A 13,998-nucleotide genomic window follows, 5' to 3' on the forward strand; every position below is an offset into this window, starting at 1 on the left:
GCTGATCACCCGGAACATGTTCGGTTGGTCACGCGCGCCCCTGCTTCAGGATCAGGTCGTAGAGCAGCTTGGCGCTCGGCGGCAGCGCGCGGCCCTCGGCAGTGATCAGGCCATAGGGCTTGATGCGGATCGGGATATCGGTCTTGAGGATACGGATCTCGCCGGCTGGCGTGCCATTGCCGGCAATCAGGTTGGCAACGTCGAGCGCCACCGGTGCGATGGCGTTGGTGTTGCGAACGATCGACAGCGTCAGGATGATCGAGGATGTGTTGATGACGGTTGCCGGCAGCCGGACGCCGGCCGACACGAAACTGTCCTCGACCGCGCGCCGCAGAAGCGTGCCGGGTGGCTGGAACACCCAGTCGTAGGAGGGCAGGTCTTCGGCGCCCACAATCGGCTTGTCGAGCAGCGGATGGCCGTCGCGCACGATGAGGCAGACTTCCTCGTAGCCGATTTCCACCATGTTGAAGAGCCGTGGCGGCTGGTCATCGGGGATGCGGCCGATGATGAAGTCGTGCCGCGCGGACAGCAGTTCCCTTGCCAGGACATTGCTGTTTTCGATCTGGACGTTGATCTCGATGCCGGGATAGGCGGTGATGACCTGGCGAATGGCAGGCACTGCGAGATTGAGCGCCGGCCCGGTGACCGAGCCGAGCGACACCGAGCCACCACTGCCGGTCTTCAGTTCGTTGATTTCGCGCGAGGCTTCGCGCAGTTCGAGGAAGATCGTGCGCGCACGCCTGGCAAGCGCCTCGCCGTAAGGCGTCAGTTCGACGCCGCGGGCAACACGTTCGCAGACGGGCGCCTTCAGCATCGTCTCGATTTCCGACAGCATGCGCGAGGCGGCTGGCTGCGAGATGCCGAGCGCTTCGGCGGCGGCGCTGATGCGCCGGTGGTCGTCGATCGCCAGAATCAGCCGGAGGTGGCTGATCTTCAGGCCCGAACGGAAGAGCGCTGAATCGAAGATTTCGCCGGTGGTACCGGGTTTCTGGTCACGCATTCTCGGCTACTCGCCTATTCTTGGTTTTCAAGGATTTTCAAAAATCACACTGTTTGTAAGCGATATACCAAATTTGGTATGCGTTCAAAGCGATATTGTATTTGACAGTTATATGTTTTGATTCCAGTTTTTGCTCATGTGCCAGCGCGTGTGGGAGCATGCGAGGCGGGGAGGTTCTTCCTTCACCTTGATCCGCAGCCGGAGACAACGATCTCGGGTGGCGGATTGCTGCGCATAGACGGAAAGGCATAGCCTGCCGGCTTCAACATTTTTTGGGAGAGAACTGATGAAATTGATGACTTCGCTTCTCGCAGCGGCCGCGATCTCCATCGCGTCCTTCGCTGCGCCGGTCTTTGCGCAGGACAAGGGCACGGTCGGCATTTCCATGCCGACGAAGACGTCGACCCGCTGGATCTCCGACGGCGAGACGATGGAAAAGCTGTTCAAGGAAGCCGGCTATACCCCGGACCTGCAGTTCGCTGACGACGACATCCCGAACCAGCTTGCCCAGATCGAGAACATGGTGACCAAGGGTGCCAAGGTTCTGGTCATCGGCGCCATCGACGGCACGACGCTTTCCGACATTCTGCAGAAGGCCCACGATTCGGGCGTCAAGGTCATTGCCTATGACCGTCTGATCCGTGATAGCGGCAACGTCGACTACTACGCCACCTTCGACAACTTCCAGGTCGGCGTGCAGCAGGCAACCTCGCTGGTCCAGGGCCTCAAGCTCGATGGCGCCACCGAGCCGAAGAACATCGAACTGTTCGGCGGTTCTCCGGACGATAACAACGCCTTCTTCTTCTACGACGGCGCGATGTCGGTTCTGCAGCCGCTGATCGACAGCGGCAAGATCGTCGTCAAGTCCGGCCAGAAGGGCATGGACCAGGTCGGCACGCTGCGTTGGGACGGTGCGGTCGCTCAGGCCCGCATGGAAAACCTGCTGTCTTCGAACTACACCGACGCCAAGGTCGATGGCGTTCTGTCGCCCTATGACGGTCTCTCGATCGGCATCATCTCGGCTCTGAAGGGCGTTGGCTACGGCTCGGGCGACATGCCGATGCCTGTCGTCACCGGCCAGGACGCCGAACTGCCGTCGGTCAAGTCGATCCTTGCCGGCGAACAGTATTCGTCGATCTTCAAGGACACGCGCGAACTCGCCAAGGTCACCGTCGGCATGGTCAACGCGATCATGGAAGGCAAGGAGCCGGAAGTGAACGACACCAAGACCTATGAAAACGGCGTCAAGGTCGTTCCGTCCTACCTCCTGAAGCCGGTTGCCGTTGACAAGTCCAACGTCAAGGACGTGCTCGTCAGCTCCGGCTATTACACCGAAGACCAGATCAACAACTGATCTTTTTGAACGCGAGGGGCCCGCGTGACCGCGCGGGCCCTTTTATCCAGATGACGGAGCCGGTACTCTCTTCAAAGACTGCCGCTGGAATGACTGAACATGGACAATATCATTCTTGAAATGCGGGGCATCACCAAGACGTTTCCGGGCGTCAAGGCGCTGGACAATGTCAGCTTCAAGGTGCGCGAAGGTGAGATCCACGCGCTCGTCGGCGAAAACGGTGCCGGCAAGTCGACGCTGATGAAGGTTTTGAGCGGTGTCTATCCCGCCGGTACCTATGACGGCGAGATCCACTACGACGGCGAAGCCCGCCGCTTCTCGACCATCTCCGACAGCGAAGACCTCGGCATCATCATCATTCACCAGGAGCTGGCGCTTGTGCCGCTCTTGTCGATCGCCGAAAACATCTTCCTCGGCAACGAGATCGCCACCAACGGTGTGATCCACTGGCCGCAGACCTTTGCGCGCACACAGCAGCTTCTGAAGAAGGTGGGCCTCAGCGAAAGCCCGGCGACGCTGATCACCGACATCGGCGTCGGCAAGCAGCAGCTGGTCGAGATCGCCAAGGCGCTTTCGAAGAAGGTGCGGCTCTTGATCCTCGACGAGCCGACCGCCTCGCTCAACGAAACGGATTCCGATGCGCTTCTGAAGCTCTTGATGGAGTTTCGCACGCAAGGCATGACGTCGATCATCATCTCGCACAAGCTGAACGAGATCCGCCAGGTCGCCGACCAGATCACGATCCTGCGCGACGGCGGCACGGTCGAGACGCTCGACTGTCACAGCGAGGACATCGGCGAGGACCGGATCATCAAGGGCATGGTCGGCCGCGCCATGGAAGACCGCTATCCGCCGCGCGAGCCGAAGATTGGCGAGACGCTCTTGGAGGTGAAGAACTGGAACGTTTTCCACCAGCAGCATCGCGACCGGCAGTTCCTGCATGACGTCAACTTCACCGTGCGCGCCGGCGAAGTCGTCGGCATCGCCGGCCTGATGGGGGCAGGGCGCACCGAGACGGCCATGAGCCTGTTCGGCAAGTCCTGGGGCCACAAGATCACTGGCGACGTGTCGATGCGCGGCAAGCCGGTCGACGTCAGCACCATTCCGAAGGCGATCGATGCGGGCCTTGCCTATGTTACCGAGGACCGCAAGCAGCTCGGCCTCGTCTTGATCAACAACATCAAGGAGAACACGACGCTCTCCAACCTGAAGGCGGTTGCCTCGAGCGGTGTCATCGACGATCGCAAGGAAGCAAAGATCGCCTCCGACTATCGTTCGAAGCTGCGCATCCGTTCGCACTCGATCTACCAGGAAACGGTCAATCTTTCGGGCGGCAACCAGCAGAAGGTCGTGCTTTCCAAGTGGCTGTTCACCAATCCGGAAGTTCTCATTCTCGACGAGCCGACACGCGGCATCGATATCGGCGCGAAGTATGAGATCTATACCATCATCAACCAGCTTGCCGCCGAGGGTAAAGGCATTCTGATGATATCATCGGAAATGCCGGAGCTGCTTGGAACCTGCGATCGCATCTACGTCATGAATGAGGGGCGCATCGTCGCCGAACTTTCGAAGGCGGAAGCGAGCCAGGAATCCATCATGCGTGCCATCATGCGTTCAGGGGAGAAACACTAATGGTCGCCGATACGAGCACCCAAAACAACAAGCCCTCGATCGGGGACTATCTCAAGAACAACATCCGCGAATACGGCCTCTTGGTCGCGCTCGTGGTGATCATGCTGTTCTTCCAGTTCGTCACCAACGGCGTCCTGTTCAAGCCGGTCAACATCACCAACCTGGTGCTGCAGAACTCGTTCATCGTCATCATGGCGCTCGGCATGCTGCTGATCATCGTCGCCGGCCATATCGACCTGTCGGTCGGCTCGATCGTCGCCTTCATCGGGGCGATCTCGGCGATCATGCTTGTGAAATGGGGCCTGCCGGCCATCATCGTCATTCCCGCCTGTCTGATCGTTGGCGGCATCATGGGGGCTGCCCAGGGTTATTGGGTCGCCTACCAGAAGATCCCGTCCTTCATCGTGACGCTGGCCGGCATGCTGGTCTTCCGCGGGCTTACCTATGTGGTGCTCGGCGGTCGCCCGATCGGTCCGTTCCCGAAGGAATTCCAGCTTCTGTCGACGGGCTTCGTTCCGGACTTCCTCTATTTCCTCAACCCGGCGCCTGAGACCATCCAGAACATGGTGGCGCTGGTGGCGGTCATCGCGCTCGTCGGCTACGCCATCTATGCGGGGCTTCGCGACCGCAAGATCAACGAACAGCACGGCACCGAAAACGAACCCTTCGTCTTCTTCGCGGTGCAGATGGCTGTCATTGCCGCCGTGGCGCTGTTCATCGGCTTCCAGCTTGCGACCTACCGCGGCCTGCCGAACGTGCTGATCGCCATGGCGGTGCTGATTGCGCTCTACACCTTCATCACCACGCGCTCGACGATCGGCCGGCGCATCTATGCAATGGGCGGCAACGTCAAGGCGACCAAGCTCTCGGGCATCAACACCGAGCGGCTGACCTTCTACACCTTCGTCAACATGGGCGTGCTCGCAGCCCTTGCCGGCATGATCATCACTGCCCGCCTCAATTCGGCCACGCCGAAGGCCGGCGTCGGCTTCGAGCTCGACGTGATCGCGGCCTGCTTCATCGGCGGCGCTTCGGCGTCGGGTGGCGTCGGCAAGATCATCGGTGCTGTCATCGGTGCCTTCATCATGGGCGTGATGAACAACGGCATGTCGATCATGGGTATCGGCATCGACTACCAGCAGCTGATCAAGGGCCTCGTGCTCCTCGCTGCCGTGTTCTTCGATGTCTACAACAAGAACAAGGGTTGAGCTGAAAGCCACAAGACCCGACGCACAGCAGTAACATTCACCGGCAGCCGCGGCTGCCAGGATCGGCGGATTGGCCCGCCGGAATTGGGTGGTTCCGGCCACCCACGGGGACGCTTTTGCCTTGAAAAGGCGAATGCCACGGCCCCGACGACTCGAAGGAAGGACAGCGTCGTGCTGATTTCGCAGATCAGGAACGAAGACGGATCGATTGTGGTTGCCGTGCGTGCGCCCGGTGAAACCGCGCATGCGGTGAACGGTGCCGCAAGCGTCTATGCCTTGGCGCTGGAAGCGGCCAATGCCGGACAGAGCCTCAAGGAAGCGATCGAGGCCAAGGGGCTCGGCGCTACGATCGACCTCGAAAAAGCCTATGCCGAGGGACGCTTCCTGCCGCCGATCACCCATCCGGACCCGGCGCACCTGCACCTCACCGGGACGGGACTCACCCATCTCGGATCGGCTGCGACCCGCGACGCCATGCACAAGAAGACGAGCGAGGCGGCCGAGGAAACGCTGACGGACTCGATGAAGATGTTCCGCATGGGTCTTGAAGGCGGCAAGCCCAAGGCTGGCGAGACCGGGGTGCAGCCGGAATGGTTCTACAAGGGCAACGGCACGTCCGCCGTCGCGCCGGGTTCCGCACTCGTTTCGCCCGCCTTTGCCGAGGACGGTGGCGAGGAGCCGGAAATGGCCGGCATCTATGTGATCTCCGACAAGGGCGTGCCCTTTCGGATCGGCTTTGCCGTCGCCAACGAGTTTTCCGACCACAAGACCGAGCGGGTCAACTATCTCTGGCTCGCACATTCGAAGCTGCGCCAGGCAAGCTTCGGTCCGGAGATCCGCATCGGTGTTGCGCCTGAGGATATCCGCGGCATGTCGCGCATCCTGCGCGGCGGCAAGGTGCTGTGGGAAAAGCCGTTCCTGTCGGGTGAAGCCAACATGTCGCACAGCTTCGCCAATCTCGAGCATCACCATTTCAAATACAGCCTGTTCCGCCAGCCGGGCGAAGTCCACGTCCACATGTTCGGCACGGCGACGCTCTCCTTCGGCGACGGCATCCGCACCGAGGAAGGCGACGTGTTCGAGATCGAGGCCGATGGCTTCGGCTTGCCGTTGCGCAATGCGCTCGCGATCGCCGCAGATGAGCCCGTCGTCATTGAGCAGCTCTGATCGCTGCGCGGGTATGTGACGCCGGATAGGCGCTGATATCAAGGAGGCCTGAAGGCCATGACATTGCACCAGAACCTGATTGCCGGCGAATGGGTCGGCGGTGACGGGGTTGCCAACATCAACCCTTCCAACACCAATGACGTCGTCGGCGAATATGCCCGCGCGTCTGCCGACGATGTGCGCGCCGCAATCGCTGCTGCCAAGGCGGCGTTTCCGGCCTGGTCGCGCTCGGGCATCCTCGAGCGCCACGCCATCCTGAGAAAGACTGCCGACGAAATCCTTGCTCGCAAGGACGAACTCGGGAAGCTCTTGTCGCGCGAGGAAGGCAAGACGCTGGCCGAGGGCATCGGCGAGACCGTGCGCGCCAGCCAGATCTTCGACTTCTTTGCCGGCGAGTGCCTGCGACTGGCGGGCGAAGTGCTGCCGTCGGCGCGGCCCAATATCGGTGTCGAGATCACCCGCGAGCCAGTCGGCGTCGTCGGCATCATCACGCCCTGGAACTTCCCGATCGCCATTCCCGCCTGGAAGATCGCGCCGGCGCTTTGCTACGGCAACACCGTCGTCTTCAAGCCGGCCGAGCTGGTGCCGGGCAGTTCCTGGGCCATCGTTGATATCCTCCATCGCGCCGGCCTGCCGAAGGGTGTCCTGAACCTCGTGATGGGCAAGGGCTCGGTCGTCGGCCAGGCGATGCTCGACAGCCCCGATGTGCACGCCATCACCTTCACCGGCTCGACCGGGACGGGCAAGCGGGTCGCGATGGCCTCGGTCGAGCACAATCGCAAGTACCAGCTGGAGATGGGCGGCAAGAACCCCTTCGTCGTGCTCGACGACGCTGATCTTTCGGTCGCGGTGGAAGCGGCAGTCAACTCCGCCTTCTTCTCCACCGGCCAGCGCTGCACCGCGTCGTCGCGCATCATCGTCACCGAGGGCATCCACGATCGCTTCGTCGCCGCGATGGGCGAGCGGATCAAGGGGCTCATCGTCGACGACGCCTTGAAGTCCGGCACCCAGATCGGCCCGGTGGTCGACGAGAGCCAGCTCAATCAGGACACCGACTACATCGCCATCGGCAAACAGGAGGGTGCGAAGCTCGCCTTCGGCGGCGATCTGCTGAAGCGCGACACGCCCGGCTTCTACCTGCAGCCGGCGCTGTTTACCGAAGCGACCAACCAGATGCGGATTTCCCGCGAGGAGATCTTCGGCCCGGTCGCAGCCGTCATCCGCGTCAGGGACTACGACGAGGCGCTTGCCGTCGCCAACGATACGCCGTTCGGCCTGTCGTCTGGCATCGCCACGACGAGCCTCAAGCACGCGACCCATTTCAAGCGCAATGCCGAGGCCGGCATGGTGATGGTCAACCTGCCGACCGCGGGTGTCGATTTCCACGTGCCGTTCGGCGGTCGCAAGGGCTCGTCCCACGGCTCGCGCGAGCAGGGGCGCTACGCCGCCGAATTCTACACCACCGTCAAGACGGCCTACACGCTCGCCTGAGGCGCGCCGTCACGGGCCCGCGTGACTGCGCGGGCCGCATAAGGAAGGACAAAATGAAGAAGAAAGCTGAATGGCCGCGCAAGCTGCGGTCGCAGGATTGGTTCGGCGGCACCGGCAAGAATGCCATCATGCACCGCTCCTGGATGAAGAACCAGGGTCTGCCGGCCGACACCTTTGACGGTCGGCCGATCATCGGCATCTGTAACACCTGGTCGGAGCTCACCCCCTGCAACGCGCATCTGCGCGACCTTGCGGAGCGGGTGAAGCGCGGCGTCTACGAGGCCGGCGGCTTCCCGGTCGAATTCCCGGTGTTCTCGGTCGGCGAAAGCACGCTGCGCCCGACGGCGATGATGTTCCGCAATCTCGCGGCCATGGACGTCGAAGAGGCGATCCGCGGCAACCCGGTCGATGGCGTCGTGCTGCTCGGCGGCTGCGACAAGACCACGCCGAGCCTGTTGATGGGCGCTGCGAGCGTCGACATTCCGGTCATTCTCGTCTCCGGTGGCCCGATGCTGAACGGCAAGTGGCGCGGCAAGGATGTCGGTTCCGGCACGGCGATCTGGCAGTTCTCCGAGATGGTGAAGTCCGGCGAGATGTCGCTCGAGGAATTCATGGACGCGGAACAGGGCATGGCGCGCTCGGCCGGCAGTTGCATGACCATGGGCACGGCTTCCACCATGGCGTCGATGGCCGAAGCGCTCGGCATGACCTTGCCCGGCAATGCGGCGATCCCCGCGGTCGACGCCCGTCGCCGGGTGATCTCCCAGCTCTCCGGCCGCCGCATCGTCGACATGGTCAAGGAAGATCTGAAACCCTCGGACATCCTGACGAAAGAGGCCTTCGAGAACGCCATTCGCGTCAACGGCGCCGTCGGCGGCTCGACCAATGCGGTGTTGCACCTTCTGGCGCTCGCCGGCCGCGTCGGCGTCGACTTGAGCCTTGACGACTGGGATCGCCTCGGCCGTGACGTGCCGACGATCGTCAACCTGCAGCCGTCAGGCAAGCACCTGATGGAAGAGTTCTACTATGCTGGTGGTCTGCCTGTGGTGATCAAGGCCGTCGGCGAGATGGGCCTTCTGCACAAGGAAGCGCTGACGGTCACCGGCGACACGATCTGGAACGGTGCGAAGGACGTCGTCAACTACAACGACGACGTCATCGTGCCGCGTGAAAAGGCGTTGACGAAGTCGGGCGGCATCGCGGTGCTGCGCGGCAATCTGGCGCCGAAGGGCTGCGTGCTGAAGCCGTCTGCCGCCTCGCCGCACCTGATGCAGCACAAGGGCCGCGCGGTCGTGTTTGAAAGCATCGAGGACTACCACGCCCGCATCAACAGCGAGGATCTCGATATCGACGAGACCTGCGTGATGGTGCTTAAATATTGCGGACCGAAGGGTTATCCCGGAATGGCCGAGGTCGGCAACATGGGCTTGCCGCCGAAGGTGCTGAAGAAGGGTGTCACCGACATGATCCGCATTTCCGATGCGCGCATGTCCGGCACCGCCTATGGCACCGTCATCCTGCACACCGCACCGGAAGCCGCCGACGGCGGGCCGCTGGCGCTGGTGCAAAACGGCGACATGATCGCAGTCGACGTGCCGGCGCGTACCATCCACCTCGACGTTTCCGCCGAAGAGCTGGCCCGCCGTCGCGCGGCCTGGGTGTCACCGGTCAAGCCGCTTTCCGGCGGCTACGCCGGCCTCTATGTCAAGTCCGTGATGCAGGCCGATACGGGTGCGGATCTGGACTTCCTCGTGGGTCCGCGTGGCGCAGAAATCCCGATGAACCGCGACAGCCACTGACCGTCTGTCCGAATGCCTCAGCGGGTGCGGACGGAGCGCCGCACCCCGGATAATCCCCTGGAAGAATGAGCCGCATCGCTTGCCGGTGCGGCTTTCTTCGTGTGCGCTGACACGTTGTCTCGAAAGGAAGCGCACGCAGGGCGGGTCTTCGCATTGTGTTGGTTACGACCTGCGAAACCGTTGATGCCCGCGAGCGTCAGCGCAACCAGACACGATCCTTCAACGTCTCCATAAGGCCAGGGCCATTCCGGCCGTGGCCTCAGAGGAGGACGATCATGCGGAGGAATGTCCTTGCGTTGTCCGCCGGGTCTTCTTGCGACGGTGGCCCTGGCAGGGCCTGCCTTTTCCCAAAGTGCTGACGGTCTTGGGCTTGGCCTGTCCGTTGGCGGCGCGAATGGGCTGAATGCCAATGTCGGTCTTGGAGGGTCGAACGGGCTCAACGCCGATGTCGATGCTTCTCTCGGTGGCGCAGACGGGGTCAATGCCGATGCCAATGCCTCGGTGGGCGGGTCGCGTGGCGTGAACGCGGATCTGCGCGCGAACGCCGGTGGCCGTGACGGGTTGGCGGCGGACGCCGATATCGGTCTCGGTGGCGGCAATGGGCTCACGGCATCGGCCAAGGCCAATCTCGGCGATCGCAGGGGCCTGAGTGCCGGTCTTGATGCCAAGGCCGGCGGCGACAATGGCGTCGGTCTCGGGGTCGGCATCGGCGTGGGGCTTGGCACAGGCTCGGGAGGCAGTGGTGGCTCGAGCGGAGGCGGCGCCGGCGGCGGTGCCGGGGGAGGGGCAGCGGCTGGTTCTGGCGGGGTTGCTTCGCCCAGTGCAGCGCTCGCCGCGTTCAACGCATTGCCCGCCAGTGAACGGCTGAAACTGATCAAGCGTTGCCGCGATGTCGTTGGCGGCAGCTATGGGCTGGTGTCGCTCTGCCGCATCCTGCAGGCGAGCGCTTCACGCTAGCCAAGCTAGCGGGCTGGCGGCATTGACGCCGCAGTCGTTTAGCGAGAACTGTTTGCGACGGGGCGCTGGCGTCGCCCCGTCTCGGTGCTACTGGCTTTGCGACTGGCTCTGGCTCTGGCCTTGCTTATGCTGCTCGACAGTGACTGCCACTTTCAGCGTCTCCTTGGCCTCGCCATGGATGAGCCCGGAGATGGGGGCGGCGTCACGGTAGCAAAGGCCCGAGGCGATCCGCACATAGCGGTCGTCAGGGCAGATCTTGTTGGCGGCGTCGAAGCCGACCCAGCCGAGGCCGTTCAGATGCACCTCCGCCCAGGCGTGGCTCGCCGTCTGTTCGGGTTTGCCCTCCGTCATCAGATAGCCTGAAATGTAGCGCGCCGGCAGCTCGATCGATCGCGCCGCCGCGATCAGGATATGAGCGTGGTCCTGGCAGACGCCGTGGCCGCTTTCGAGTGCGTCCTCGGCCGACGTCTCCGCGTGGGTCTCGCCGGGTTTGTACTCCACGGCGTCGTGGATCGCCGCCATCAGTGCGTGCATGCGGGCAAGGTCAGTTTCGCCCTCGGCGGACTTGGCGAGGTCCCGGATCAGCTTGCCGGCCTTGGTGAGCGGCGTTTCGCGGGCATAGAGCCAGAGCGGCACATAGGACTGGTGCGGGCCAAAGACACCGGCGCGGTCTTCGGTATGCACCTCGCCGGACGCGGTGATGCGGATTGCCTCGCGGTCGCCGTCGACGCTGACGAGGTGGACCCGGTTGCCGAAGTGATCGTCGTAGCTGACCTCGATTGCGGCGCCATCGACGAGGGTCTGCCACCCGAGCACGGTCTGGCCGGCCTGGGTCAGCGGCGTCAGCCTTAGGCGCTGCAGCGCGTACTGCACGGGTTCGTCGTAGTGATATTCGGTCGTGTGGCTGATCTTCAGGTGCATGCCATCCTCCCGAGCCTAGTAGAACCGGTAGCCGTCGGAGATTTCCTGTCCCAGACGGTTGTTGTGGCTGATGAACTCTTCGAGATACTCGTGCAGCCCCTGGTCCATGATGTCCTTGATCGACTGGCTGCGCAGCGACGCCAGCGTGCGATCCGCGGTTTCATGCGCTGCATGGCGCTCGCCATATTCCCGCTCGAGATAGCCGAGGTTGCTGGCGATCTTCTCGTAGCAATAGGCAAGCGAGCGCGGCATGCGGCCGTTGGAAATCAGGAAGTCGGCGATGTTGGCGGGCCTAAGCTCGGCATCGTAGACCCAGCCATAGGCGCGGTGGGCCGAGACCGAGCGCAGGATCGATTCCCATTGCACATTGTCCATCGACGAGCCGACAGCGGCGACGGCCGGCAGGAGCACGTAGTACTTCACGTCGAGGATGCGGGCGGTGTTGTCGGCCCGCTCGATGAAGGTGCCGATGCGCGAGAAGTTGAAGATCTCGTTCCTGAGCATCGTGCCGTGGAAGGCACCGCGGATGAGGCCGGCGCGCCGCTTGATGCTGTCGATGATCTCCGGCATGTCGGCGGGACGCGCCTTCTTGGCGAGCATCACCTTCATCTCGAGGTAGCACTCGTTGGTCGCTTCCCAGGTCTCGCGCGTCAGCGCCGTGCGCACCATGCGGGCGTTGTGGCGGCCCGCCTCGATGCAGGACATGACGCTTGAGGGGTTGGCGCGGTCGCGCAGCAGAAAGTCGATCGCGTCGATGCTCGTCAGCTTGTCGTGCACCTCGTCGTAAAGTTCGCGGACGCCGGCGCTCTGGAGCACCCCGTCCCAGTCGTCCTCGGCCGCCTCGCTGCGGGTCAGCGACATGCGCAGGCCGGCGTCGATCAGCCGGGCGCTGTTTTCCGCCCGCTCGATATAGCGGAACATCCAGTAGAGGCCGTTTGCAGTTCTTCCCAGCATCTCTCAGTCCTCCAGCACCCAGGTGTCCTTGGTCCCGCCGCCCTGGCTGGAGTTCACGACGAGCGAACCGGCCTTGAGCGCGACGCGCGTCAGGCCGCCGGGAATGATCTGGACCTTGTCGGAGACGAGGACATAGGGGCGAAGGTCAACGTGCCGTGGCGCGATGCCCTTGTTGACAAGGATAGGCACAGTAGAGAGGGAAAGCGTCGGCTGGGCGATGTAGTTGGTCGGACGGCTCTTCAGCTTCTCGGCGAAGGCAGCGCGTTCCTTGCGGGTCGCCGTTGGGCCGACCAGCATGCCGTAGCCGCCGGAGCCATGGACCTCCTTGACCACCAGCTCTTCCAGGTGTTCGAGCACGTATTTGAGGCTCTGCGGTTCGGAACAGCGCCAGGTGGGCACGTTTTCGAGCAGTGGCTTGCGGCCGGTGTAGAACTCGACGATCTCAGGCATGTAGGAATAGATCGCCTTGTCGTCCGAAATGCCGGTACCGGGCGCATTGGCAATGGTGATGTTGCCGGCGCGGTAGACATCCATGATGCCGGGAATGCCAAGTGCAGAATCCGGCCGGAAGGTCAGCGGATCGAGGAAGTCGTCGTCGACGCGGCGGTAGAGCACGTCGATCGCCTCGTAGCCGCGGGTCGTGCGCATCTTCACCTTGCCGTCGATGACGCGCAGGTCCGAGCCCTCGACGAGCTCTACGCCCATCTGGTCGGCAAGGAAGGCGTGCTCGTAGAAGGCGGAGTTGTAGATGCCGGGTGTCAGCACCGCGACGCGCGGCTTGCCGCTGCAGCCGGGAGGGGCAAGAGAAGCGAGGCTCTGGCGCAGGAGATAGGGGTAGTTCTCGACCGGGCGCACGCGGTTCTGATGGAAGAGTTCCGGGAACATCTGCATCATCGTTTCCCGGTTTTCCAGCATATAGCTGACACCGGAAGGCGTGCGGGCATTATCCTCGAGTACGTAGAACTGGTCTTCACCGGTTCTGACGATGTCGGTGCCGACGATGTGGGTGTAGACGCCGCCCGGCGGCCTGAAACCGATCATCTGCGGGAGGAACGCGACGTTCTTCTCGATCAACTCCCGCGGCACTCGCCCGGCGCGGATGATTTCCTGCTTGTGGTAGATGTCGTCGAGGAATGCGTTAAGCGCGATGACCCGCTGTTCGATGCCTTGCGCGAGCTTGCGCCATTCGCGGCCTGAGATGATGCGGGGGATGAGGTCGAAGGGGATGAGCTTTTCGGAACTGTCTGCGTGTCCGTAGACTGCGAAGGTGATGCCGGTTTTCCGGAAGATGTTCTCAGCTTCCTTGGATTTCGCTATGAGCCGATTTCTGTCCTGGCTGGCATACCATTCATGATAGGTCGAATATGGTTGGCGCGGACTGCTGTCCGCATTGATCATTTCGTCAAATGCCAAAGGCGTGGTCCCCTTATTTTTGACCATTTGAGTACAACGCTGGTTGCAATGCAAGAAGCGTGCTCAGTCGCCGGAAAAGAAAATTGGCCGCGGCTTTCC

The 13,998-nt window shown here is 62.7% G+C and carries 11 protein-coding genes; 7 read left to right on the top strand and 4 right to left on the bottom strand.

The features are described 5' to 3' along the window. Positions 1-28 precede the first annotated feature (28 nt). A complete protein-coding gene (locus tag MKZ91_RS18805) occupies positions 29-1,000 on the bottom strand; it encodes a LysR family transcriptional regulator (protein ID WP_336172585.1) in 972 nt (323 codons plus the stop codon). Positions 1,001-1,286: 286 nt separating this feature from the next. Between MKZ91_RS18805 and chvE the strand changes: the two genes are divergently transcribed. From chvE to MKZ91_RS18840, 7 genes are all read left to right on the top strand, one after another. Beyond that, the gene (gene chvE, locus MKZ91_RS18810) at positions 1,287-2,354 is read left to right on the top strand and encodes a multiple monosaccharide ABC transporter substrate-binding protein (protein WP_336172586.1); all 1,068 of its coding nucleotides are present in this window, start codon (positions 1,287-1,289) and stop codon (positions 2,352-2,354) included. 99 nt (positions 2,355-2,453) lie between these two features. After that, on the top strand, positions 2,454-3,989 hold the full coding sequence (mmsA, locus tag MKZ91_RS18815; protein WP_336172587.1) for a multiple monosaccharide ABC transporter ATP-binding protein: 1,536 nt from the start codon (positions 2,454-2,456) through the stop codon (positions 3,987-3,989). Next, positions 3,989-5,197, top strand: coding sequence for a multiple monosaccharide ABC transporter permease (gene mmsB, locus MKZ91_RS18820; RefSeq protein WP_336172588.1), 1,209 nt, complete (start codon positions 3,989-3,991; stop codon positions 5,195-5,197). Before mmsA ends, mmsB begins: the two co-directional genes overlap by 1 nt. A gap of 171 nt (positions 5,198-5,368) precedes the next feature. Next, entirely contained in the window at positions 5,369-6,364 is a 996-nt protein-coding gene (gene araD1 / locus MKZ91_RS18825) for an AraD1 family protein (RefSeq protein ID WP_336172589.1), read from the top strand. A 57-nt stretch (positions 6,365-6,421) separates the two neighbouring features. Next, positions 6,422-7,855 carry an aldehyde dehydrogenase family protein gene (locus MKZ91_RS18830; protein ID WP_336172590.1) on the top strand — a complete coding sequence of 478 codons (1,434 nt, stop codon included), beginning with the start codon at positions 6,422-6,424 and terminating at the stop codon, positions 7,853-7,855. A 53-nt stretch (positions 7,856-7,908) separates the two neighbouring features. Beyond that, positions 7,909-9,654 (top strand): L-arabinonate dehydratase, encoded by a 1,746-nt coding sequence (araD, locus tag MKZ91_RS18835; protein WP_336172591.1) that lies wholly within the window; start codon positions 7,909-7,911, stop codon positions 9,652-9,654. A gap of 285 nt (positions 9,655-9,939) precedes the next feature. Continuing rightward, positions 9,940-10,611: a hypothetical protein gene (locus MKZ91_RS18840; protein ID WP_336172592.1), complete on the top strand. Its 672-nt coding sequence runs from the start codon at positions 9,940-9,942 to the stop codon at positions 10,609-10,611. Between the two features lie 87 nt (positions 10,612-10,698). Here MKZ91_RS18840 and MKZ91_RS18845 read toward each other — a convergent pair whose 3' ends face one another. Genes MKZ91_RS18845 through MKZ91_RS18855 form a run of 3 tightly spaced genes read right to left on the bottom strand, consistent with a single transcriptional unit; the run spans position 10,699 to position 13,884 of the window. Then, complete coding sequence (locus tag MKZ91_RS18845) at positions 10,699-11,532, bottom strand: transglutaminase family protein (protein WP_336172593.1); 834 nt, start codon at positions 11,530-11,532, stop codon at positions 10,699-10,701. A gap of 15 nt (positions 11,533-11,547) precedes the next feature. Then, a complete protein-coding gene (locus tag MKZ91_RS18850) occupies positions 11,548-12,486 on the bottom strand; it encodes an alpha-E domain-containing protein (protein ID WP_336172594.1) in 939 nt (312 codons plus the stop codon). Positions 12,487-12,489: 3 nt separating this feature from the next. Continuing rightward, positions 12,490-13,884, bottom strand: coding sequence for a circularly permuted type 2 ATP-grasp protein (locus MKZ91_RS18855; RefSeq protein ID WP_336172725.1), 1,395 nt, complete (start codon positions 13,882-13,884; stop codon positions 12,490-12,492). Positions 13,885-13,998 lie beyond the last annotated feature (114 nt).

This window comes from Ensifer sp. MJa1 (genome assembly GCF_037026475.1).
Lineage (GTDB): Bacteria > Pseudomonadota > Alphaproteobacteria > Rhizobiales > Rhizobiaceae > Ensifer.

Excerpts from the sequence above, each read along its gene's own strand:
- MKZ91_RS18805 (WP_336172585.1), bottom strand. The coding sequence starts at position 1,000 with ATGCGTGACCAGAAACCCGGTACCACCGGCGAAATCTTCGATTCAGCG.
- chvE (WP_336172586.1), top strand. The coding sequence starts at position 1,287 with ATGAAATTGATGACTTCGCTTCTCGCAGCGGCCGCGATCTCCATCGCG.
- mmsA (WP_336172587.1), top strand. The coding sequence starts at position 2,454 with ATGGACAATATCATTCTTGAAATGCGGGGCATCACCAAGACGTTTCCG.
- mmsB (WP_336172588.1), top strand. The coding sequence starts at position 3,989 with ATGGTCGCCGATACGAGCACCCAAAACAACAAGCCCTCGATCGGGGAC.
- MKZ91_RS18830 (WP_336172590.1), top strand. The coding sequence starts at position 6,422 with ATGACATTGCACCAGAACCTGATTGCCGGCGAATGGGTCGGCGGTGAC.
- araD (WP_336172591.1), top strand. The coding sequence starts at position 7,909 with ATGAAGAAGAAAGCTGAATGGCCGCGCAAGCTGCGGTCGCAGGATTGG.
- MKZ91_RS18840 (WP_336172592.1), top strand. The coding sequence starts at position 9,940 with ATGTCCTTGCGTTGTCCGCCGGGTCTTCTTGCGACGGTGGCCCTGGCA.
- MKZ91_RS18845 (WP_336172593.1), bottom strand. The coding sequence starts at position 11,532 with ATGCACCTGAAGATCAGCCACACGACCGAATATCACTACGACGAACCC.
- MKZ91_RS18850 (WP_336172594.1), bottom strand. The coding sequence starts at position 12,486 with ATGCTGGGAAGAACTGCAAACGGCCTCTACTGGATGTTCCGCTATATC.
- MKZ91_RS18855 (WP_336172725.1), bottom strand. The coding sequence starts at position 13,884 with ATGATCAATGCGGACAGCAGTCCGCGCCAACCATATTCGACCTATCAT.